At 72.0% G+C, this 23,272-nt stretch carries 14 protein-coding genes; 11 read left to right on the top strand and 3 right to left on the bottom strand.

The window, feature by feature from the left end; translation table 11 throughout:
* The first annotated feature begins 508 nt into the window (after nt 1-508).
* The 7 genes from sbnA to ABL57_RS15460 all read left to right on the top strand — a co-directional run bounded on the left by sbnA (nt 509) and on the right by ABL57_RS15460 (nt 12,133).
* Nucleotides 509-1,582, top strand: a complete 1,074-nt coding sequence (gene sbnA / locus ABL57_RS15490) for a 2,3-diaminopropionate biosynthesis protein SbnA (RefSeq protein WP_047804363.1) — start codon at nt 509-511, stop codon at nt 1,580-1,582.
* Nucleotides 1,579-4,566, top strand: coding sequence for a Pls/PosA family non-ribosomal peptide synthetase (locus ABL57_RS15485; RefSeq protein WP_203225645.1), 2,988 nt, complete (start codon nt 1,579-1,581; stop codon nt 4,564-4,566). The genes sbnA and ABL57_RS15485 overlap by 4 nt, the downstream gene beginning before the upstream one ends.
* Nucleotides 4,554-7,157, top strand: coding sequence for an amino acid adenylation domain-containing protein (locus ABL57_RS15480; RefSeq protein WP_082157486.1), 2,604 nt, complete (start codon nt 4,554-4,556; stop codon nt 7,155-7,157). Before ABL57_RS15485 ends, ABL57_RS15480 begins: the two co-directional genes overlap by 13 nt.
* A gap of 16 nt (nt 7,158-7,173) precedes the next feature.
* On the top strand, nt 7,174-8,181 hold the full coding sequence (locus ABL57_RS15475; protein WP_047804362.1) for a TauD/TfdA family dioxygenase: 1,008 nt from the start codon (nt 7,174-7,176) through the stop codon (nt 8,179-8,181).
* Nucleotides 8,178-9,242 carry a 2,3-diaminopropionate biosynthesis protein SbnB gene (sbnB, locus tag ABL57_RS15470; RefSeq protein WP_047804361.1) on the top strand — a complete coding sequence of 355 codons (1,065 nt, stop codon included), beginning with the start codon at nt 8,178-8,180 and terminating at the stop codon, nt 9,240-9,242. Before ABL57_RS15475 ends, sbnB begins: the two co-directional genes overlap by 4 nt.
* 39 nt (nt 9,243-9,281) lie before the next feature.
* Complete coding sequence (locus ABL57_RS15465; protein ID WP_047804360.1) at nt 9,282-10,445, top strand: pyridoxal-phosphate dependent enzyme; 1,164 nt, start codon at nt 9,282-9,284, stop codon at nt 10,443-10,445.
* Between the two features lie 275 nt (nt 10,446-10,720).
* Entirely contained in the window at nt 10,721-12,133 is a 1,413-nt protein-coding gene (locus tag ABL57_RS15460) for an MFS transporter (protein WP_047804359.1), read from the top strand.
* Between the two features lie 81 nt (nt 12,134-12,214).
* On the opposite strand, the gene ABL57_RS15455 is transcribed toward ABL57_RS15460, so the two are convergent.
* Nucleotides 12,215-13,636 carry an NAD(P)H-quinone dehydrogenase gene (locus ABL57_RS15455; protein ID WP_047804358.1) on the bottom strand — a complete coding sequence of 474 codons (1,422 nt, stop codon included), beginning with the start codon at nt 13,634-13,636 and terminating at the stop codon, nt 12,215-12,217.
* A gap of 79 nt (nt 13,637-13,715) precedes the next feature.
* On the opposite strand from ABL57_RS15455, the gene ABL57_RS15450 reads away from it, so the two are divergent.
* On the top strand, nt 13,716-14,537 hold the full coding sequence (locus tag ABL57_RS15450) for a purine-nucleoside phosphorylase (RefSeq protein WP_047804357.1): 822 nt from the start codon (nt 13,716-13,718) through the stop codon (nt 14,535-14,537).
* 89 nt (nt 14,538-14,626) lie between these two features.
* Nucleotides 14,627-16,480 carry a phospho-sugar mutase gene (locus tag ABL57_RS15445; RefSeq protein ID WP_047804356.1) on the top strand — a complete coding sequence of 618 codons (1,854 nt, stop codon included), beginning with the start codon at nt 14,627-14,629 and terminating at the stop codon, nt 16,478-16,480.
* Nucleotides 16,481-16,603: 123 nt separating this feature from the next.
* Here the strand turns inward: ABL57_RS15445 and ABL57_RS15440 are convergent, their stop codons facing one another.
* A complete protein-coding gene (locus tag ABL57_RS15440) occupies nt 16,604-17,884 on the bottom strand; it encodes a heparan-alpha-glucosaminide N-acetyltransferase domain-containing protein (RefSeq protein ID WP_082157491.1) in 1,281 nt (426 codons plus the stop codon).
* Nucleotides 17,885-18,378: 494 nt separating this feature from the next.
* Nucleotides 18,379-18,798: a nitrite reductase small subunit NirD gene (gene nirD / locus ABL57_RS15430; RefSeq protein ID WP_047804354.1), complete on the bottom strand. Its 420-nt coding sequence runs from the start codon at nt 18,796-18,798 to the stop codon at nt 18,379-18,381.
* A gap of 284 nt (nt 18,799-19,082) precedes the next feature.
* Here nirD and nirB point away from each other — a divergent pair, with 284 nt between their 5' ends.
* Both nirB and ABL57_RS15420 read left to right on the top strand, forming a co-directional pair.
* Nucleotides 19,083-21,710 carry a nitrite reductase large subunit NirB gene (nirB, locus tag ABL57_RS15425; RefSeq protein ID WP_047804353.1) on the top strand — a complete coding sequence of 876 codons (2,628 nt, stop codon included), beginning with the start codon at nt 19,083-19,085 and terminating at the stop codon, nt 21,708-21,710.
* 89 nt (nt 21,711-21,799) lie between these two features.
* On the top strand, nt 21,800-22,915 hold the full coding sequence (locus ABL57_RS15420; protein WP_047804352.1) for a uroporphyrinogen-III synthase: 1,116 nt from the start codon (nt 21,800-21,802) through the stop codon (nt 22,913-22,915).
* The last annotated feature ends 357 nt before the right edge of the window (nt 22,916-23,272 follow it).

Below are 23,272 nucleotides of genomic sequence, written 5' to 3'. Positions count from 1 at the left end.
GACCTTGCCGGCACCCGCCCGCCGGCGTCTCGTCGGGACCGTGTCCGAAATGTGTCCGTCATCTTCGCAAATCATGGCCGATGACGCCTGACCTGCGCTTACTTTGGTGACGTCGCATCAGACACGGGGCTCGAGAAGGCGTTCGGGGGAACGCGCCACGGGCCGACACCAGCCGCGAAGCGGTCCTCGCTTCTCCACCGGATGGGACACCACCATGCGAAGAATTCCCAGCGCAGTCCAGGCCGCCGCCGCCGCGGCAGGCACTCCCGACATACAACCCCTGCCGTAGCAGGGAACTCACCGACGCCGATCGCTCCCGCAGCGCCGCGCAGCGCTGTACCGGTCAGCCGAGACGGTGCCCCGCAGGACGGGCACCCTTCTCGACCGGCACACCGACACAGGATTCCCTGCCGTGCCGATCGCTCCAGCGACGCGCCCACCCGGATCCGAAGTGCCGTCCTCCGGCGGCCCGACGGGACGAGCGCACGACCACAGAACGAGGAAAAACATGCCCATCATCAGGCATCCGCACCAGTTCAACGAGTCGAGTCTGTTCATCGATCTGCAGGGCGTGCTGAGCCACCCGCTCTACCTGAAGATCGAGGGATTCAACCTCGCCGGCTCGATCAAGCTCAAGCCCGCCGTGGAGATGGTCGAGCGGGCCGAGCGCGAAGGGAGGGTCGGTCCCGGTTCCGTCCTCGTGGAGTCCTCCTCCGGAAATCTCGGCGTCGCGCTCAGCATGATCGCCGCCAGCAAGGGGTACCGCTTCGTGTGCGTGATCGATCCACGCTGCAACCCCGCGACCCGGCAGCTCATGGAGTCGCTCGGGGCGCAGGTGGACCTGGTCACCGAGCCGGATCCCGTCGACGGTCTCCTCGGGGCCCGGCTCAACCACGTCCGGGAACTGTGCGAGTCCGACGACCGGTACGTCTGGCTCAACCAGTACACCAACTCGGGCAACTGGGGAGCGCACTACCGCTGGACCGCTTCCGAGATCGACGCCCAGTTCCCCGAGCTCGACGTGCTGTTCGTCGGAGCCGGCACGACGGGCACCCTGATGGGGTGCGCGCGGTACTTCCACGAACACCGGCCCGACGTCCGGATCGTCGCGGTCGACGCCGTCGGCTCGGTGACGTTCGGCGGCCCGCCGGCCACCCGTCTGATCCCGGGGCTGGGCATGAGCGTGCGACCGCCCCAGCTCGACGAGTCCCTGATCGACGACGTGGTGCTCGTCGAGGAGCTGGACACCGTGCGCACCTGCCACCGCCTGGCCGGGAGCGGTTACCTGCTCGGCGGCTCCACCGGGACCGTGGTCCACGGCGCCATGACGTGGCTCACCGACCACCGCGCCCGGGGCGTCACCGCGGTGGCCATCTCTCCCGACCTGGGCCGCCCGTACCTGGACACCATCTACCAGCCCGACTGGGTGCTCGACCACTTCGGGGCCGCAGCGCTCGCCCGTGACGACGTGCCGGCATCTCCGGGCAGGCGGTCCGGCCCGGAGCCGGAGCCACGGCACCCGGCAGGCATGCCGGTGACCGATCCCGTGGCCACCTCCTCTCCCAGGAGCCCCTCGCAGTGAAGAATCTCGCCGAATCCCCGACCATGACTCCGCCGGTGCCCATGATGCCCACGAGGAACGAGGCCCCGCCCGCACCGGCCGCCGGAACGACCGGCACGGAAACCCCGCTCGAGCGCCGGCTGGCGGTCCTGCTCGCCTCGGTGCTGAAGACGGACGACGTCCCGGTGGACAGCCACTTCTTCGACGACCTGGGCGCGGACTCGATGGTGATGGCGCAGTTCTGCGCCCGGGTGCGCAAGCACCCGGACCTGCCGGCGGTGTCGATCAAGGACATCTATCAGCACCCCACCCTCACGGCGCTGGCCGCGACGCTGGCGCCGACGCAGCCCGCGCCGCTGCAGGACCGCCTGGCCGAGCTGCTGAGCGGCGTGCTGGGCGTCGATCAGGTGTCGGTGGACAGCCACTTCTTCGACGACCTGGGCGCGGACTCGATGGTGATGGCGCAGTTCTGCGCCCGGGTGCGCAAGCACCCGGACCTGCCGGCGGTGTCGATCAAGGACATCTATCAGCACCCCACCCTCAGGAGCCTGGCCACGTCGCTCGGGGATCCCGAGCCGGTGGCGTCGAGCCCTCCGGCGGTCACCAGCAGCCCCGTCTCGCACACGACGGAAAAGGGAGCGCCGACCGCTCTCGTTCCTGCGGTGCCCCTCGCGGCGGAAGCCCGAGTCGGGCGCCACCGCGATCTCCCCGAGAGCACAACACCGGCCACCACCGTCGAGTACGTGGTGTGCGGCGCGCTGCAGGTGCTGATCTTCCTGGCCTACACCTATCTGTTCGCCGTGCTCTTCGAAGGGGGGCTCCAGTGGGTCTGGGCGGGTGAGGGCCTGCTCGACCACTACTGGAGGGGCGTCGGCTTCGGTGCGGTGGCCTTCGTGCTGATGTGCACGTTCCCCATCCTGGTGAAGTGGGTCGTCATCGGCCGGTGGAGGACCCAGGAGATCCGCATCTGGAGCCTGGCCTACGTCCGGTTCTGGCTGGTCAAGACGGTGGTCGTGGCCAATCCGCTGGTTCTCTTCGCCGGGTCGCCGCTCTACCTGCTCTATCTGCGTGCCCTGGGCGCCAGGGTCGGGAAGGGCGCGGTCGTCTTCACCCGGCACATGCCCGTCTGCACCGACCTGCTCACCATCGGCGAGCACGCCGTCGTCGACAAGGACACCTTCTTCAACGGCTACCGTGCGGTCAGCGGTGTGATCCAAACGGGCCCGGTGTCCATCGGCAGGAACGTCCTCATCGGCGAGAAGGCGGTGCTGGACATCCACACCTCGCTCGGCGACGACGCCCAGCTGGGTCACGCCTCGTCCCTCCACGAGGGCCAGGCGGTCCCGGCCGGGGAGTGCTGGCACGGATCACCCGCGGAACGCACGAGCACCGACTACCGGACGGTCCCCCCGGCGCGCTGCGGCACCGGGAAGAGGGTGAGGTACACCGTCCTGCAGCTGGCGAACCGCCTGCTCGTGACCTTCCCCCTGGCCTTCTCCTTGCTGGCCATCGTCGTCGTCGACGTCCCTTGGATCCGGGATCTCCACATGACCGAGCACCTGGCGTTCACCAGCTGGTCTTTCCTCGGCGTCGTCCTGGGACTCTCTGCCGTGCTGTTCCTGGGCGGCTTGCTGCTGAGCCTGCTCTTCGTCATGACGGTTCCTCGCCTGCTGAACCGCACGCTCGAACCGGATCACGCCTACCCGTTGTACGGGATCCAATACATCATGCACCGGGCGGTCGGGCGCATCACCAACCGGAAGTTCTTCCACGAGCTCTTCGGTGACAGCTCGTTCATCGTGGGCTATCTGCTCCCACTCGGCTACAAGCTGTCCCCGGTGGTGCAGACCGGCTCCAACTTCGGCACCGAGGTGAAGCACGACAATCCGTACCTCAGCGGGGTCGGCCGGGGAACGGTGGTCGCCTCCGGCGTGTCGTTCATCAACGCCAACTACTCCAGCACGTCGTTCAGCGTGTCCCGGAGCATCATCGGGGCCAACAGCTTCCTCGGCAACGACATCGTATACCCCCCACAGGGCAAGGTGGGACAGAACTGCCTCATCGCGACCAAGGCTCTCGTCCCGATCGACGGCGAGGTCCGAGAAGGGGTCGGCTTGCTCGGATCACCCGCCTTCGAGATCCCCCGGACGGTGCAGCGGGACAGCGTCTTCATCCGGATGGCGCACGACGAGGAGTTCCCTCGCCGGCTCGCCGCCAAGAACAGGCACAACCTGGTGAGCATGGCGCTGTTCCTGCTGTCGCGCTGGGGCTACGTATTCGCTCTGCTGCTGTTCTCGATGATCACCGTGGACCTGTACCAACGGCTCAGTGAACTCGCGATCGTGGGGCTGAGCCTCGTGACGCTGGTGTTCACCGTGCTCTACTTCGCCTTCGTCGAGAGAGCCTCCACAGGCTTCCGGGGAGTCCGGCCCAAGCACTGCTCGATCTACGAGGTCGACTTCTGGCGCACCGAGCGCTTCTTCAAGCTGTGCGCCCGGGCCAACGTGCACCGGCTGATGAACGGCACGCCCTTCAAGGCAGTCCTGTGGCGGCTCGTCGGAGTGCACGTGGGCAAGAGGCTGTTCGACGACGGGGCCGGCATGTCCGAGAAGAACATCGTCACGATCGGGGACGACGTGGTCCTCAACGCCGGGGCGTACATCCAGTGCCATTCCCAGGAGGACTACGCCTTCAAGTCAGACGCCACCGCGATCGGCTCGGGCTGCACGCTCGGCGTGGCAACCATGGTGCACTACGGGGTCACCATGGGCGACGGCGCGGTGCTGGCCCCCGATTCCTTCCTCATGAAGGGCGAGGAAGTCCCCGCCCACGAGCGGTGGGGCGGCAATCCTGCCGAGGCGCTGACCCGTTCGGCCGCCCCCGGCCGGCCGCCACAGGCACTCACCGTCGCCTCGCCGGAGGCCGCGCTGACCGGTGCCGGGCGACGGAGCCGCAGATCCGGTCAAGACCGGCTGATCCAGGAGGACAAGGCATGGACGTGCTGACCGGCGGGGACCGCGACTTCTGGCGGGGCATGCTCGCCGGGGGCGGGCTGACCGCGATCCCCCGGTGGACCCTGGACCCCCGGCCGGGCCTCTGCGAGCACGAGGAGCGCCTCCCCGAGGATCTGGTGGCGACGTTGCGCCGGCTGGCCGAGAGCCTGGAGACGTCCCTGGACGCGGTGCTGCTGACCGCACACGCCCGGGTGCTCGCCACGCTGGCCGGGGAGCGGGAGGTCGTGACCGGGTACGCCGCGACCCGTGGTCACGCACCGGTGCCGTGCCGGCTGACGACCGAGCCGACGTCCTGGCGTGCGCTGGTGACAGCCGTGGGCCGTCTGGAGTGGGAGCTGCGGTGGCACCTGGGAAACGCCGGGGACGGGGTTCCCGTGGAACAGATCTGCCAAGAGCTGGACCTGAGGGGACCGGTCTTCGAGACCGTCCTCGACCCGTCGGGCGCCCTGGGGGAACCGGAGGAGAGCACGGTCCTGCAGCTGGCGATGTCGAACGACGTGAGCGGTGCCCGGTTGCGGCTGCGGTACCGCACCGACGCCCTCGACGCTCACGCCGCCGCCCGCATCGCCGGGTACCACGTCACCGCCTTGCAGGCGATCGCCGCGGACCCCGACGCCGAACATGCCCGCGTGTGCCTGCTCGCCCCCGAGGAGCTGCGCCTGCAGCTCGAGGAGCTCGCGGGTCCCGGGCGTGAGCTCCCGGACCTCCGCGTGCACGAGCTGGTCGAACAGCGGGCCGAGTCCCACCCGGATGCGGTCGCTGCCGTGCACGGCGAGAACCGGCTCACCTACCACCAGCTCAACGCCCGAGCGAACCTGTTGGGCAGAGCGCTGCTCGCGCGGGGACCGGGTCGAGAGACCGTCGTCACCGTGGTGATGGAGCGCAATCTGGACTGGATGGTGACCGTCCTGGCCATCTGGAAGGCCGGACTGGCCTATCTGCCGCTCGAGCCCCATTTCCCGCCCCAGCGCATGGCCACGGCGATCACGCGGTCGGAGTCACCGCTGGTCGTCACCGAACCCGCCAGCACCGCGACGCTCGGCCAGGCACTGGCCACCCTGCCCGGTGTGCAGGCGCTCCTCGTCGACGACCTCCTCGCCGAGGAGCGCCCCGAGGGGAACCTCGGGGTGGAGGTCGCCCCCAACCAGCTCGCCTACGTCCTGTTCACGTCCGGCTCCACCGGGCAGCCGAAGGGCGTGATGTGCGAGCACGCCGGAATGCTCAACCACATGCTCGCCAAGATCGACGACCTGGGCGTGCGCGAGGGCGAGGTGGTTCCGCAGACCGGGCCACAGTGCTTCGACATCTCGGTGTGGCAGCTGATGGCCGCTCTGTTGGTCGGCGGGCACACGCTGTTCGTCGACCAGGACGCAATTCTCGACGTCGAGCGGTTCGTCGACACGATCGTGGACGGGCGAGCCGGCGTGATCCAGGTCGTGCCGTCATACCTCGACGTGCTCGTGTCGTACCTCGAGCAGCACCCACGGGAGCTGCCGGACCTGCACTGTGTGTGCCCCACCGGCGACTTCCTGAAGAAGGAGCTCGTCCAGCGCTGGTTCACGCTCCACCCCGACGTCCCCGTGGTCAACACCTACGGGCTCACCGAGACGTCGGACGACGCCGTGCACGAGATCATGGACCGGCCTCCGGCCGGGCCGCGCGTGCCCCTCGGACGGCCGATCAACAACACCCACGTCGACGTGGTCAACGAGTTCGGCAACCCGGTGCCGCTCGGCGCACCGGGACTCATCGTGTTCTCCGGCGTGTGCGTGGGCCGCGGCTACGTCAACGACGCCGAGCGGACCGCCGCGATGTTCGGGCCCGATCCGCACCGCGACGGGGAGCGCATCTGCCGGACCGGTGACTACGGGCGGTGGCGACCGGACGGGAAGCTCGACTTCCTGGGGCGGCGCGACAACCAGGTGAAGATCCGGGGCTTCCGCATCGAGATCGGAGAGATCGAGAATGCCCTGCTGCAGCTGCCGGGCGTGCGCGACGGCGCCGTCGTCGTCGTCGGCGAGGGGACCGGCCGGTCCGCGTTCCTCGTGGCCTTCTACTCCGGCGACCAGCCACTCGAGGTGGACGGGATCCGCACTCACATGGCGTCGCGGGTTCCGGACTACATGGTCCCGACGGCGTACCGATGGCAGGAGAAGCTGCCCCTGACCGGCAACGGGAAGATCGACCGGACGACGCTGAGCCGCATGGCGCACGAGGTCCCGCCGGAGACCGGAGCCCCGCCGGAGGCGCTCACGGTCACCGAGCAGCGGCTCGCCGAGGCCTGGGCATCGGTCCTCGGCATACCGCCGGACCGGATCAGCAGGCAGGACTCCTTCTTCGAGCTGGGCGGCACGTCCCTGTCCGCGGTGAAGCTCGCCGTCCTGCTCGAGCGTGCGGTGTCGCTCAAGGACGTCGTGCGGACGCCGATCCTGGCCGACCTGGCCATCCTGCTCGACGCGTCCTCCCCCGGAGGCGCCGCCGCACCGCCCGTACCGCTACCGGCAGGATCGCCACGTCATTCGTCTCCCGCGCCTCCGGACGCCGGCAGGAACCCGGTGACCGCTCCGACCCGCTACCCGTGACCCGAAAGGACACCCGATGTCGTCCCCTTCATCCACGATCCCGCTCGAGGTGGAACGCCGAGCAGGCCGGACGCCGATGCTCGCCGTCGAGGTCGGCCGCGACCCCGTGCAGTGGGCCGAACGGTACCGCGAGGCCCTGCGCGCGGCGGTGGCCGAGCACGGCGCCGTCCTGGTCCGTGGTCTCGGCCTCCATGATGCGTCCGAGGTGTCCGCCGTCTTCCGGCGGCTGGCTCCGAGCGGCCTCATGCCAGACCGGGAAGCCTTCGCCACCAGGCAGCGCTACGCCGACGGCGTGTACTCATCGGTCAAGTGGCCCGCGAACCAGCCCATGTGCATGCACCACGAGCTGAGCTACGCGCTGGAGTTCCCCGGTTTGCTGCTCTTCGCCTGCCTGCAGGCGCCCAGCGCCGGCGGGGTGACCGGCGTGGCGGACGCCCGTAGGGTGCTCGACGCCATCCCGGCGGACATCGTCCAGCGGTTCGAGCGCGAGGGGTGGTTGCTCACCCGCAGCTACAACGAGGACATCGGCGCCTCCTACGAGGAGGCGTTCGGGGTCACCGACCGCGCTGCCGTCGAGAGCTACTGCCGGGCCCACGCGATCGAGTTCGCGTGGCAGCCCGACGGGGAGCTTCGCACCCGACAGCGGCGTCCCGCCGTGGTTCGACACCCGGTGACCGGTGACCGCTGCTGGTTCAACCAGGTCGCGTTCCTGAACGAGTGGACGATCGCCCCCGAGGTGCGGGAGTACCTGGTGGACGTCTACGGTCCCGACGGGCTGCCGTTCAACACCCGTTTCGGCGACGGCGAGCCGATCGGTGAGGACGTCGTCGCCCTCTTGAACGAGATCTACGAGGACCACACACTTCGCACGCCGTGGGAGGCCGGGGATCTCATGCTCGTCGACAACACACGCACGGCCCACAGCCGGGAGGCGTACGAGGGGCCTCGGGAGATACTCGTCGGCATGGCCGAGCCCCGCCATGTGCTGGACCTCGCGAGCGACGCCCAGGACGGTGCTCGATGACACATCTCATCACTTCCCCGGTCGACGCCGCGGAGCCGAAGGCGGTCCCGCCCTTCGCGGTCGTTCCCGGGGCCCAGGTGCAGCAGGTGCTCCGGGGCCGGGAACGGCAGGTCGTCGAGCTGGTCGAGGAGACCTACCGGCTGCACGCAGCCGGCGACTCGGTGAACCCACCGTCCTACTTCCTGCGCTTCCCCGACCGACCCGCCTCGCGCATCATCGCGCTGCCCGCCTCGGTCGGCGGGCACGTCGGAGTCGACGGCATCAAGTGGGTCTCCAGCTTCCCCGACAACGTGGCCTCGGGGATCCCGCGGGCCTCCGCGGTGCTGATACTCAACGACCGGGCCACGGGGTACCCCTTCGCCTGCATGGAGAGCTCCGTCATCAGCGCCTCCAGGACGGCGGCATCGGCCGCCGCGGCCGCGGACTGGCTCAGCCGGGAACGGGGTCGCCCCCGGCGGATCGGGTTCTTCGGCGTAGGCCTCATTGCCCGGTACATCCACACCTTCCTGGACGCGACCGGCTGGTCCTTCGACGAGATCGGAGTGCACGACCTCTCTGTCGGGAGCGCGGAAGGATTCAAGGGCTATCTCGAGCGCAGCGGCACTTCTGCCCGCGTGACCGTGCACGACGGGCCTGAGCAGCTGGTCCGGAGCAGCGACCTCGTCGTGTTCGCCACCGTCGCGTCCCAGCCGCACGTGCACGACACGGCGTGGTTCACGCACAATCCGCTGGTGCTGCACGTGTCCCTGCGCGACCTGGCCCCGGAGGTCCTGCTGGCGTCCACCAACATCCTGGACGACGTGGACCACTGTCTGAGGGCAGGAACGTCAGCCCACCTCGCGGAGCAGATGGTCGGTCACCGGGACTTCGTGGACGGCACCCTGGCCGATGTCATGTCGGGGAGGATCTCGTTGGCGCACGACCGCCCGTTGGTGTTCTCGCCGTTCGGCCTGGGCGTGCTCGACATGGCCGTGGGCAAGTACGTCTACGACCAGGTGGCCCGCAGTGGCCAGCTCCGGGTGATCGAGGACTTCTTCTCGGAACTGCGTCGGTATGGCTGACACGGCACGCTCAGCCACGCGGGAGGAGGCGGACTCGGCATGGGCAGGGTGACCGGCTCGGTGCACACCGCCGGGTGCGAGTGGCTGCAGTACGACTACGCTCCCGGCCTCGTTCCGAGCGGGAGGCCGGAGCCGTTCACGATGTGGCGGTACACTTCTCTGCTGCCCCTGGCCGAGGGGCCGGTGGGCTATCCCTTGCCCGTCGGCGGCACGCCGCTGCTGCCGGCACCCGCGCTCAGGAGCGCGTTGGGGACCCCGTCCCTGTGGGTCAAGGACGAGACCCGCGGCCCGACGGCGTCGAACAAGGACCGGGCCACGGCGCTGGTGATCGAGGACGGCCTGCGGCGCGGTCTGGACACCATCACGACGGCCTCGACGGGCAACGCCGCCGTGGCCACGGCGTTCGGGGCGGCGGCCGCGGGCATGCGTGCCGTGATCTTCGTGTCGGCCGACTGCCAGGAGGACAAACTCGCACTGATGGCCCAGGCGGGGGCGTGGGTGTTCCAGGCGCCCGGTGGCTACGCGGCCGCCGTGGACCTGTCACGCGCAGCGGTCGCGGAGTTCGGCTGGGTGGACCGCAACACCGGGGTGAACCCGCTGACGACCGAGGCCAAGAAGACCGTCGCGCTGGAGATCTGGGAGCAGCTGGGCCGGCGGATCCCGGACGTGATGGTCGCCCCGGTGGGCGACGGCCCCACGCTCGTAGCCCTCGAGAAGGGCTTCGCGGAGCTGGTGGCCTGCGGCGTCGCGGCCCGCAGGCCACGTCTGGTCGGTGTGCAGGCGCAGGCGTGCCAGCCGCTCGTGCGCGCCTGGCTGGGGAGCAGTCCGACGTCGGACGAGCTGGCTCCGGGGTCGACGGTGGCCGACGGGATCGCCGTGCTGCGACCGGCCGTCGGCGACGCGGTGCTCCGGGCGGTGCGTTCCAGCGACGGCGCCATGGTCGCGGTGAGCGACACGGAACTCATGGAGGCCGTCGGCCTGCTGGCCTCGACGGCCGGCGTCGGTGCGGAGCCGGCCGGTGCCGCGTCCGTGGCGGGTCTGCGGAGCGCCCTGCGCGATGGCCTGGTGGACCCCGGCGAGACGATCGCCGTGCTGGTCACCGGACGCGAGATCAAGGCGGCCGGCTCCCCGCCCCAGGGCAGGGTGGCCGTCGCCGACCGGCTCGACGAGGTGCGGCAGGCACTTGGCTCCCCCGCTGTGTGACGCCGCTTCGTCGCCGGTCACGCCGGAAGTCCTCGTGCCGAGGACATCGTTCCCGCGGTCGGCGGACGGACCGTACGGATGGGGCCCGAGCGGCAGCCGTGGCACAGCCCCATGAACCACGCCCCACCGGCCGTGGAAGCTGTTCCGCACACGGCGTGAGCTGCCGCAGAGGTCGTCACCGCATTCCACGATGTGAGACATGGCACCCACCATGCGGACAGCACCGTTAGCATCGGAGCTTTGATCCCAGCCGCTGCAACCACCGAGGTGTCCTCATGTCCTCACCGGTGACCGGGCAGGGCGCCACCGGCGCTCCCGCCCCCTCGCTCCCCCTGTCCGCCCGCGTGCCCCGCAGCCGGGTCATCCTGGCCTCGCTCGTGGGCACGACCATCGAATTCTACGACTTCTACGTCTACGCGACCGCGGCCGTGGCCGTGTTCCCCGCCCTGTTCTTCACCGGCCAGGACGAGACCGCCAAGTTGCTGGCCTCCATGGCCACCTTCGCGGCCGCGTTCGTGGCCCGCCCCATCGGCTCCGTGATCTTCGGCCACTTCGGCGACCGGATCGGCCGCAAGGCCACCCTGATCGGCGCGCTGCTGACCATGGGCGTCGCCACCTTCCTCATCGGCCTGCTGCCCACCTACTACTCGATCGGCATCTGGGCCCCGCTCATCCTGACGATCCTGCGCTTCTGCCAGGGCCTCGGCCTGGGCGGCGAGTGGTCCGGGGCGGCGCTGCTCGCCACCGAGTACGCCGAGGAGGGCAAGCGGGCCCGCGCGGCCATGTGGCCGCAGCTCGGCGCCCCGTTCGGGTTCATCCTGGCCAACGGCTTCTTCCTGGTGCTCACCCTCGTGATGGGCTTCATCTCGGTCGCCGACCAGGGCACCGACCACCCGTTCCTCACCTGGGGCTGGCGCATCCCGTTCCTGGCCTCCGTGGTCATGGTCGTCGTCGGCCTGTGGGTGCGGTTCAAGCTCGAGGAGACCCCGGTCTTCCAGAAGGCCCTCGACCAGGGCGAGAAGGTCCAGACCCCGCTGGTCGAGGCGTTCCGCAGCTCGTGGCTGCAGATCATCCAGGGCACGTTCATCATGCTGGCCACCTACATGCTCTTCTACCTGATGACCGCCTGGATCCTGTCCTACGGCATCGGCAGCCCGGACAACGGCGGCCTGGGCATCCCCTACCGCGACTTCCTCGTGCTGCAGCTGCTCGCGGTGCTCCTGTTCGCCGCGATGGTGCCCGTCTCCGGGTGGGTCGCCGACCGCTTCGGCCGGCGCAGCTCGCAGCTGGTCATCACCACCGCCATCCTGGTCTTCGGCCTGAGCTTCGGGCTGATCATGGACCCGGCCGCGGTCGGCACCGGGGAGGACGTCAGCATGGTCCGCGTGCTGTTCTTCCTGGCGGTCGGCATGACGCTGATGGGCCTGACCTTCGGCTCGATGTCCGCGATCCTGCCCGAGCTGTTCCCCACGAACGTGCGCTACACCGGCTCCGGCGTGGCCTACAACGTGGCCTCGATCCTCGGCGCGGCCATCACCCCGTACGTCGCCGTGTCCCTCAACGCCACCTACGGCGTGGGCTCGGTGGGCCTGTACCTGACGCTGGGCGCGGTGCTGACCCTCGTCGCGCTCTGGTTCTCCCCGGAGACCAAGGACGTGGACATGCAGAACGTGGTCACCCGGCGCTGACCCGCTCCGCCGCAGCCACTCCGCGCGCAACGGCCGCATCCCCGTCCGGGATGCGGCCGTTGCGCGTGCTGCCGGGGCTGCTCAGACGTGCACGTGCAGGCGCCGGGCTGCCTCCGAGATCGAGCCCGTCAGGGACGGGTAGATCGTGAACGTGTCGGCGAGGTCGTCGACGTGCAGCTTGTGGGTGACCGCCAGCGAGATCGGGAAGATCAGCTCGGACGCGCGGGGGCCCACGACGACGCCGCCGATCACCGTGCCGGAGCCCTTGCGGGAGAAGATCTTCACGAACCCGTCCTCCACCGCCATCATCTTGGCGCGCGGGTTGGTGGACAGCTTCAGCATGATGGTGTCCGCCTGGTAGGTGCCGTCCTCGATGGACTTCTCGCTCACCCCCACGGAGGCGATCTCCGGCGAGGTGAAGATGTTGGAGGCCACCAGGTGGGTGCGCAGCGGCTTCACGGCGTCGCCCATGAGGTGGGCCACCGCGATCCGGCCCTGCATCGCGGCGACCGACGCGAGCGGGAGCACCCCCGTGCAGTCGCCCACGGCGTAGACGCCCGGCACGGTGGTGCGGGAGACGCCGTCGACCTTGATGTGGCCGGAGTCGGCGCGGGCCACCCCGACCTCGTCCAGGCCGAGGTCGTCGGTGGCGGGGATCGCGCCGACCGCCACGAGGCAGTGCGAGCCGGCGACCTTGCGCCCGTCGGAGAGGGTGACGACCACGCCCTTCTCGCTGCGCTCGACCGCGTCGGCGCGGGACCGGTTGAGCACGTTCATCCCGCGGCGCTCGAAGACGTTCTCGAGCACGGCGGCGGCGTCCTGGTCCTCGCCGGGCAGCACCTGGTCCCGGGAGGAGACGAGGGTGACCTCGGCGCCGAGGCCCCGGTAGGCCGAGGCGAACTCCGCGCCCGTGACGCCCGAGCCCACCACGATCATGTGCTCCGGGACCTCCCGGAGGTGGTACAGCTGCTTCCAGTTGAAGATCCGCTCCCCGTCCGGCCGCGCGCTGGGCAGCTCGCGCGGCAGCGACCCGACCGCCAGCAGCACGGCCTGCGCGTCGAGGGTGTACTCCAGCCCGTCGTCGGTGGTGACCTCCACGCTGGTGGGGCTGAGCAGCCGGCCCCGGCCCGAGATCACGCGCACCCCCACCCGCTCCAGGCCCCGCTTGATGTCCCGGGACTGGGAGGCGGCCAGGCGCAGCAGGCGGGTGTTCACCGTGTCCAGGTCCACGGCGAGGTCGTTGATCTCGTTGCGGTCCTCGCTGCCGCGCACGTGCACGCCCAGGTCGGCGGCCTCGGCGAACCGGGTCATCGCGTCGGCGGAGGCGATCAGCGTCTTGGAGGGGACCACGTCCGTCAGCACGGCCGACCCGCCCAGTCCCTGCTGTTCGACGATGGTCACGTCCGCGCCGAGGCTGGCCGCGACCAGGGCGGCCTCGTAGCCCCCGGGACCGCCGCCGATGATGACGAGCTTCTGGATGGAGAATTCGCTGTGTGCAGTCACCCGGCCATTCTTGCAGAGGAGTACGACGACGGGGGTCCGCCACCGCCCCGGTCCCGGACCATGCGGTAGCTTGGGACGGGTGGACACAGCGCACAGCACCCCCGGCACCGACCCCTTCGAGCTCGCCCAGGAGGCCGCCGACGCCCTCCGCCGGGCCACCGGGGTCGACACGCACGACATCGCCCTGACCCTCGGCTCCGGGTGGGGCCAGGCGGCCGAGCTCATCGGCGAGACCGTCGCCGAGGTCCCCGCCACCGAGATCCCGGGCTTCACCCCGCCCGCCCTCGAGGGCCACGTCGGCACGCTGCGCTCCGTGCGCACCCCCGCCGGCAGGCACGCCCTGGTGATCGGTGCGCGCACCCACTACTACGAGGGCCGAGGGCTGCGTGCCGTGGTGCACGGCGTGCGCACCGCGGCCGCCGCCGGGGCCGGCACCATGATCCTGACCAACGGCTGCGGCGGACTGAACCCCGCGTGGGGGCCGGGCACCCCGGTGCTGATCAGCGACCACCTCAACCTCACCGGCCGCTCCCCGCTGGAGGGCGCCACGTTCGTGGACCTCACCGACCTCTACTCCCCGCGGCTGCGCGAGCTCGCCCGCACGGTGGACCCCACCCTGGACGAGGGCGTCTACGCCCAGTTCCCCGGCCCGCACTACGAGACGCCCGCCGAGGTGCGGATGGCCGGGGTGCTCGGGGCCGACCTCGTGGGCATGTCCACCGCCCTGGAGGCCATCGCCGCCCGGCACGCGGGCATGGAGGTCTTCGGCATCTCGCTGGTCACCAACCAGGCCGCCGGGATCTCCGCCACGGCGCTGTCCCACGAGGAGGTCATCGAGGCCGGGCAGGCGGCCGGGCCCCGGATCTCGCAGCTGCTGGCGCGCATCGTCGCCCAGCTCTGACATCGTCGCCCAGCGCTGACCGGCCCCGGCCGGGCGGACGGTGCCGCCCGGCACGCCGCACACCGGTCCCGTCCCCAGGAGGAGCACCCATGAGCACCGACACCCGCCCCGAGCCCGACCTCCTCGCCGCCGCGCGCGCCTGGGCCGCGGACGACCCGGACCCCGTCACCCGCGCCGAGCTCAAGGAGCTCGCCGAGCGGGCCGGAGCCGGCGACGCCGCGGCCCGCGCCGAGCTGGCCGACCGGTTCTCCGGCACCCTCCAGTTCGGCACCGCCGGGCTGCGGGCCGCCCTCGGCGCCGGGCCGATGCGGATGAACCGCGTGGTGGTGCTGCGCGCTGCCGCCGGGCTGGCCGCCCACGTGGTCGCCACCGCGGGGAAGGCCGCCGCCGTCCAGGCCGACGCCGAGGACATCGCAGCGGTGGAGACCGGCGCCATGGGTTCCGCCCCCGGGGATGCCGACCCCCGCGATGCCGGCGGCGGCAGCGCCGCGCTCCGGGACGACTCCGAGGGCGCGTCCGGCGACCGGCCCCTGCGGGCCGTGGTGGGCTACGACGCCCGGTACAACTCGGACGTCTTCGCCCGGGACACCGCCGCGGTGTTCACCGCGGCCGGCATCGAGACCCTGCTGATGCCCTCGGCCCTGCCCACCCCGGTCCTCGCGTGGGCGGTGCGGGCCTTCGCGGCCGAGGTGGGCGTGATGGTCACGGCCAGCCACAACCCGCCCGCGGACAACGGGTACAAGGTCTACCTGGGCGGCCGTGCCGTGGCGCCGGAGGCCCGGGGCTGCCAGATCGTGGCCCCGCACGACCGGCTGATCGCCGAGCGGATCGCGGCCGTCGGGCCCGTGGCCGGCATCCCGCGGGCCGCCTCCGGGTGGACGGTCCTGCCCGGCGGCGTCGAGGAGGACTACCTCCGCGCGGTGGTCCCCGAGGCCGCGGCACGGGCGCGGGGGCTGAGCGTCGTCCTGACCCCCATGCACGGGGTGGGCGGGCGCACCGCCGCGCAGGCGCTGCGGCGGGCCGGCTTCGCCGACGTCCACGTGGTCGCCGAGCAGGCGGAGCCCGACCCCGACTTCCCCACCGTCGCGTTCCCCAATCCCGAGGAGCCCGGGGCCCTGGACCTGGCACTGGCGGCCGCCCGCGCCCGGGACGCCGATCTGGTCCTGGCCAACGACCCCGACGCCGACCGGGTGGCCGCGGCCGTCCCGGTGCCCGACGGCGACGGCTGGCGGATGCTGCACGGCGACGAGGTCGGCGCGCTGCTGGGCCACGCCGCGGCGGCCCGGTGCGCCGGCCGCGCCGACGCGGTGCTCGCCAACTCGATCGTCTCCTCCCGCATGCTCGGGCGGATCGCCGCCGCCGCCGGTCTGCCCCACCGCGAGACCCTGACCGGCTTCAAGTGGATCGCCCGGGTGCCGGGTCTGGCCTACGGCTACGAGGAGGCGCTGGGCTACTGCGTGGCCCCCGACGTCGTGCGGGACAAGGACGGGATCAGCGCCGCGGTCGCGGTCGCGGTGCTGGCCGATGAGCTGCGGGCCCAGGGCCGCACGCTGCAGGACGTCCTCGACGAGCTCGCCGTGACCCACGGCCTGCACGCGACCGACCAGCTGAGCATCCGCGTGGCCGACCTCGCCCGGATCCCGGCGATGACCGCGGCGCTGCGGGACGCCCCGCCCACCGCCCTGGGCGGCTCGGACGTGGTGCGCGTGGAGGACCTCACCTCCCCGGACACCGGCCTGCCGCCCACCGAGGGCCTGCGTCTACTCACCGCCGACGACACCCGGGTGATCGTGCGCCCGTCCGGCACCGAACCGAAGCTCAAGTGCTACCTGGAAGTGGTGACCCCGGTGGCCGCACCTGCCGCGCTGTCCGGGGCGCGGTCGGCCGCCGCGGACAAGTTGACGCGGGTCCGCGGTGAGATCGAGGCCGCTCTGGGCCTCTGAGTCCCGGGCACGGACGAGACGGCCCGGTTCCGGGGCAGGGGCGAGAAGGGCCTCGACCCGCAGGACGGACAGGGTGATCCCTCGAGCGGCGGGTATCGACGTTCCGGCGCCGGGAGGCTCGTCTCAGCCAGGAAGGCCGGGGGCCGCGTCCCGGGTGAGCACGCGCCGACGGACCTGGTGAGCCAGGCTCGAGACGACGTTCTCGAGCGGGCCCTGCCCCCTGCTGCGACGCCACAGGACGGCGAACAGCGCGAAGCAGACGATCTGGACCCAGAACGGGGCCTCGTACGCGTCGGACGACAGGAACAGCACGTGTGCCGTGTAGAGGGTCAACGGCATCGAGCCCATCGCGACGAGCGGGGTGAGCAGTCTCGTCACCGCCCTCGGCACGAGCAGGAACAGTCCGAGGACCGTCAGGGCCGTGCCCAGGCCGAGGAGGAGGGCGAAGGACGTGGTCGTGTGCGGTCCCGGCACCACGAGCCACCACAGGGTGGTGGTCGGCACCTGCGAGTCCGGCCCGACCGCCACGACCTCCTCGATGGACCGGCCCGACATCCATGGAGTGGCTCGGCCGATCGCTTCGTACCCGCCCAGCGCGTACAGCGCCAGAACGGACGATCCCCACGCCAGGCAGGCCAGAGCTGCGCCGACGAGCACGAGTCGGACCTGCACCCGAAGGCTCCTCAGGTCCATCCGGCCCACCGCGAGGCCCGCGCAGAGGTACGCCATCCACGCCAGGGCCGGGTAGTAGCCCGTCAGCAGCACATCGAGAGCCACGGCCAGGGGGTCCGTCGCGAGATCTGCGATCGTGGGACTCGAATACGCGTCCACACCCGGCAACGACGCCCTGGACCACCACACGAGCCAGGGTCCCAGGAGCGCGAAGAGGGCGGAACCGAGCAGCAGGTACCGGATGCGCACACCCAGCAGAGGTATGGCCAGGAGGAAGAACATCCCGTAGTGGACGAGGATGATGTCGACCGCAGGGCCCAGGAGACCCGTGAGCAGGCCGATCAAGGCGATCGCCGCCGCACGGGCGGCCACGGACCAGCGGACGGCGACCATTCCGCGTCCGACGCTCGGCACACGACCCCCTGAGACGAACGCCAGGCTCACGCCGGCACAAGTGACGAACAGGGCGGAGGACTTCCCGCTGAAGAGGAGACCGCTGAGGGTCGCACGGCCCGCTTCGTCGTTCCACAGGTCCACGGTGTGCACCGCCGTCATCCCGAGGAGGGCGAACCCCCGGGCCGCGTCGACACCCGCGACCCGTCGAGTGACCCGGATGTCCTCTCCCCCTCCGTGCGAGGAGGCTGACGCGGCAGCCGACGGTCCCTGTCCGTCTGCGGGCCCGGACCGTGACCCGTGGCGTGCCGGGTCCGGCCGTGGGTGGTCTTCGGTCATGGCGTACCCTCCGGTGCTCCAGCACGGCTCCGCGGCCTGGCCCACCGTCGCCCCGGAGGGGCCGGTGCAAGTTCTCCTCCTCCTCCACGAACGGGCTCCGGTGCGCTCGGGGCCGAGGCGGGAGCGTGGCGCCAGGTGGCGCAAATCTACGCCCATCCCGGCGCCGACGACCAGACCGTGCCGCCTGCAGGCCCGACGCCGAGCGACGGCGATGTTCCCGCGCCGACGGGCTGACGCACACGAGGGGACCGGAGCGTCGTCCTGGGTGCCTGGACCTGCCGGGTCGGATCCCCCTGCAGGCGGAGGACCACCGCCACGGCCCGGCTCAGGTCCACGCCCTGCACGAGGGCATGGCACCCGCCGGCCACCAGGGCGGGCTCGTGCGCGAGGTCGGCCTGGGCCCGGGTCTGCGCCGTCTGTCCCGGCGAGGACGCCGGAGCCATGGCCGGCCACGACCCCTGGGGAAGGTGCGGGGACGCTGTCCGGTCACCTGCTCATCCCACGCACGGCCCCCGGAAAGGTCCCCCGACGACAGGCGGTGCGCTCGGCAGCGCCACGAGGACCCGCCCGTCCCGCACCAGGACGGGGTGGACGGGCAGCTCCGGCCCGTCGCCGCTGAGGCACCGGCCGGAGCCGAGGTCGTAGACCTCCTTGTGCAGCGGCGAGGCGACCGTCACCGCCGCCCCGCGGGAGCCGAGGATGCCCCGGGCCATCACGCAGGCCCCGGTGCGGGGGTCGCGGTGGTCGGCCGCCAGCACCGTGGTGCCGTCCACGCGGTAGAGCGCCACCTGCCGGCCGGCCACCCGGGCCGCCTCGCCCCACAGGGGCTCCAGGTCCGTGAGGGCGCACACGTCGTGCCAGGCGGTGGCGGGGCCGGTGGGGCGGGTGGGAGCTTCCGGGAGCGTCGCGGTCATGGGGGCCTCCTGCTGGTCGGGCGGACGGTCGGGCGGGTGCTCGGGCCGAGGGCCGGGCGGGTGCCCGGGCCGCGGGTCCGGCAACGTCGGGATCGACGTTAGGCGGGCCCGGTTTCGGGGCCGCTCCCGCACCGTTTCGCCCCGGTCAAACGCCGCTCACGACCCCCCGGGAGGACGGTGAGGAAAGCGAAAAGCCCGCGGAACGGCAGGGCAACCGCGGGGCAATCCCGTCCTCCTAGAGTCGTGCCCGACGCCCTGCCCGCCACCGTTCCCGGAGGTCTTCCGTGACCCGCTCCCCCTTCTCGGCCCGTTCCCCGCAGCACGTCGTCGTGGTCGGCGGCGGACCCGCCGCCCACCGTTTCGCGGAGGCGGTGCTGTCCGCGGAGGACCACCACGTGCGCCTGACCGTGTTCGCCGACGAGCCGTGGGTGCCCTACGACCGCGTGCAGCTGTCCAAGGCCCTCACCGGCCCGGACGGGCAGATCGACCTGACCCTGGGCGGGGGCACCGTGTGGCAGGACCCCCGGGTGGACCTGCGCCAGGGCGTGGCGGCGCGGGAGATCGACCCCGCGGCGCGCACCGTGACCGCCGCCGACGGGACGGTCACCGGCTACGACGAGCTCGTGCTCGCCACCGGCTCCGCCGCCGCCCGCCTGGACATCCCCGGCGCCCAGCACGCCCTCGTCTTCCGCACCCTCGACGACGTCGCGGCGATCCGGGCCGAGGTGGAGCGGCTGCGGGCCCGCTACGGCCGCACCCCGCGCGGCGTGGTGATCGGCGGAGGCCTGCTGGGCCTCGAGGCAGCGGGCGGGCTGCAGGAGCTCGGCGCGGAGGCCACCGTGGTGCACTCCCGCCGGTGGCTGATGAACGCCCAGCTCGACGAGGGCGCCGGCCGGTCCCTCAACGCCCTGATCTCCGCCCGGGGCGTGCGCCTGCACCTGGGCGAGCGGCCCTCCGGGGTGGGGCTGCGCAAGGCCGACGGCGAGGTCTGCGCCGTCGAGTTCCGGGACTCCGCCGACCTCGAGGCGGACCTGGTGATCGTGGCCACGGGCATCCGGGCCCGGGACCGGCTGGCCTACAACGCCGGGATCGAGACCGCTCCGCGCGGCGGCGTGGTGATCGACGACGCGTGCCGGACCTCCGCGGAGCACGTCTGGGCGATCGGCGAGGTGGCCTCCTGGAACGGGGAGTGCCTCGGCCTGGTGGCCCCGGCGAACACCATGGCGGAGATCGTGGCCGACCGCCTGGCGGGCGGGCGCTCCACGTTCGGCAGCTTCGACACCGCCACGAAGCTCAAGCTCGCCGGCGTGGACGTGGCCTCCTTCGGCGACGCCTACGGGGAGACCGAGGACTGCCTCGAGGTCGTCTACGCGGACCCGGCCCGGGGGATGTACCAGAAGGTCGTGGTGACCCAGGACGCGAGGACCCTGCTGGGCGGGGTGTTCGTCGGGGACGCCGAGCCGTACAACGCGCTGCGCCCGCTGCTCGGCCGGGAGCTGCCCGGCGAGCCCGGCGCCTACCTCTCCGCCTCCGGTGCGGAGGCCCCGGCCGGCGATCTCCCCGACGACGCCGTGCTGTGCTCCTGCAACAACGTGACGACCGGGGCGGTGCGCGAGCAGATCGGCTGCGGCGTGCACGAGATCGGCGAGCTGAAGAAGTGCTCCCGGGCCGGCACCCAGTGCGGCTCCTGCGTCCCGATGCTCAAGAAGACCCTGGACCTGGAGCTCGCCAAGGCCGGGGTGGAGGTCTCGACCGCCCTGTGCGAGCACTTCGAGCTCTCCCGCGCCGAGCTCTTCGAGGCCGTGCGCGCCCTGGACCTGTCCTCGTGGGACGAGGTGGTGGGCCGGTTCGGCACGGGCCTGGGCTGCGACATCTGCAAGCCCGTGGTGGCCTCCGTGCTCGCCTCCCAGCGCGACGAGTACGTGCTCGACGCCGGGCGCGGCGCCCTGCAGGACACCAACGACCGGGCGCTGGCGAACATGCAGAAGGACGGCACCTACTCCGTGGTCCCCCGTGTGCCGGCCGGGGAGATCACCCCGGAGAAGCTCATCGTGCTCGGGGAGGTCGCGCGCAGGTACGGGCTCTACACCAAGATCACCGGGGCCCTGCGGGTGGACATGTTCGGCGCCCGGCTCGAGCAGCTGCCCGAGATCTGGCGGGAGCTGGTGGACGCGGGCTTCGAGTCGGGGCAGGCCTACGGCAAGGCGCTGCGCAACGTGAAGTCCTGCGTGGGCTCCTCCTGGTGCCGCTACGGCGTCCAGGACTCCGTGGGCATGGCCGTGCGGCTCGAGCTGCGCTACCGGGGGCTGCGCTCCCCGCACAAGTTCAAGATGGGCGTCTCCGGCTGCGCCCGCGAGTGCGCCGAGGCCCGCGGCAAGGACGTGGGCGTCATCTCCACCACCGACGGCTGGAACCTCTACACCGGCGGCAACGGCGGGGCCACGCCGGCCCACGCCCAGCTGCTGGCCCAGGGCCTGGACGACGACACCCTGGTCCGCTACATCGACCGGTACCTGATGTACTACATCCGCACCGCGGACCGGATGCAGCGCACGGCCCGGTGGCAGGAGGAGCTCGACGGCGGCATCGAGCACGTGCGCGCCGTCGTCGTCGAGGACTCCCTGGGCGTCGGCGAGGAGCTGGAGGAGGCCATGGCCCGGCACGTGGACCGCTACGAGGACGAGTGGGCCGCGACCCTGCAGGACCCCGAGCGGCTGCGCCGGTTCCGGTCCTTCGTCAACGACGCCGCCCCGGACGACTCGCAGGACTACGTGCTCGAGCGCGGCCAGCGCCGCCCCGCGACCGACGCCGAGCGCGCGGCCGCCGAGGCCGGCGCCGGGCCGGTGCTGCTGACCGGTCCGCGCATCCCGGTGCGCGAGGGCGCCGCGGGCGCGACCCCTGCCGGGGTGTGAGCGCGCCCGGCCGGAGCCGGCCGGGCGGGAGTGCGCCGGCGGAAACACGCGGAAACACGGCGGTCACAGGGCGGCCATATCCTCGGGCCATGACCGCTGCACCCTCCGCCCCCGCGCTCGGCGAGCTGACCGGGTTCCGCGTGGGCGTGACCGCCCACCGCCGGGCCACGGACTTCATCTCGGCCCTGGAGCGCCGCGGCGCGCAGGTGGTGCACGCGCCCGCCCTGATGATCTCCCCCGTGACCGAGGACACCCGGGTGATCGAGGACACCCGCACGCTGCTGGCCCACCGCCCGGAGGTCCTCGTGGTCACCACCGCCTACGGGCTCCGCCGGTGGTTCGAGGCCGCCGACGCCGCCGGCCTGGGCGAGGAGCTGCGGGACGCGTTCCGTGCCGCCCGCGTGCTCACCCGCGGCGCGAAGGCCCGCGGCCAGGTGCTCTCCCTCGAGCTCGACGACCCCGAGGTCTCCGCCGACGAGCGGACCTCCTCCGTGGTGGACCGGCTCCTGGCCGACGGCGTGCGCGGGACCCGCGTGGCCGTGCAGCTGCACGGGCTGACCGACGAGCTGCAGCTCGAGCGGCTCGTGGCCGCCGGCGCCCGCGTGGACACCGTGGCCCCCTACCGCTGGCTCTCCGCCGACGACGGCGAGCGCCTGCCCGCCCTCATCCGGGACGTGTGCGAGCGCCGGATCGACGTCCTGACCTTCACGGCCGCGCCGGCGGTGGACTCCCTTTTCAGCACCGCACAGGAGGCCGGTCACTACGACGAGCTCGTGGAGGCGCTGCGCACCGACGTCACGGCCGCCGCGGTCGGCCCGGTGTGCGCCGGGCCCCTGCTGGAGGCCGGGGTGGAGCCGCTGGTGCCCGAGCGGTTCCGGCTGGGCGCCCTGGTCCGGGCCGTGTGCACCCACGCCGCGCAGGAGCGCACCGTGGTGCTGCCCACCCGGTACGGGACGCTGCGGCTGATGAGCACCGGCACCGCGCTGGACGGCGAGTTCGTCCCGCTCTCCGACGCGCAGGTGACGGTGCTGCGGGCGCTGGCGGCCAGCCCCGGCGCGGTGGTGTCCCGGGCGCAGCTGCTCTCCGCGGTGCCGGGCCTGGACACCGAGCACGCCCTGGAGATGGTGATCTCGCGGCTGCGCAAGGCCCTGCCCGCCCCGGTGGTGGAGACGGTGATCAAGCGCGGCTACCGGCTGTCCCCCTGACCCGCCTGCCGCTCCCTCAGCACCGCCGAGTCCCCCAGCACCGCCGGATCCCCCAACACCGCTGAGTCCTCCCAGCACCGCTGAGTCCCCCCAGCACCGCCGAATCCCCCAACACCGCTGAGTCCCCCCAGCACCGCCGAATCCCCCAACACCGCTGAGTCTCCCCAGCACCACCGAGTCCCACATGGGTTCCCATTTCCCCCCGATCGATCGAGGGGAATTGCGAGCGCAGGGGGGACTCAGCGGGACGAAGGGGGGACTCGGCGGGACGAGGGGGGACTCGGCGATCCGGGGGTCAGGCACGAGACAGGGGTCTCGGGAGGAAGGCTGGGGCGGACCGCCAGGGGATCCGCGGTG

The organism is Kocuria sp. SM24M-10, assembly GCF_001027955.1.
GTDB lineage: Bacteria > Actinomycetota > Actinomycetes > Actinomycetales > Micrococcaceae > Kocuria > Kocuria oceani.
This window is presented reverse-complemented; position numbering and strand designations above follow the sequence as displayed.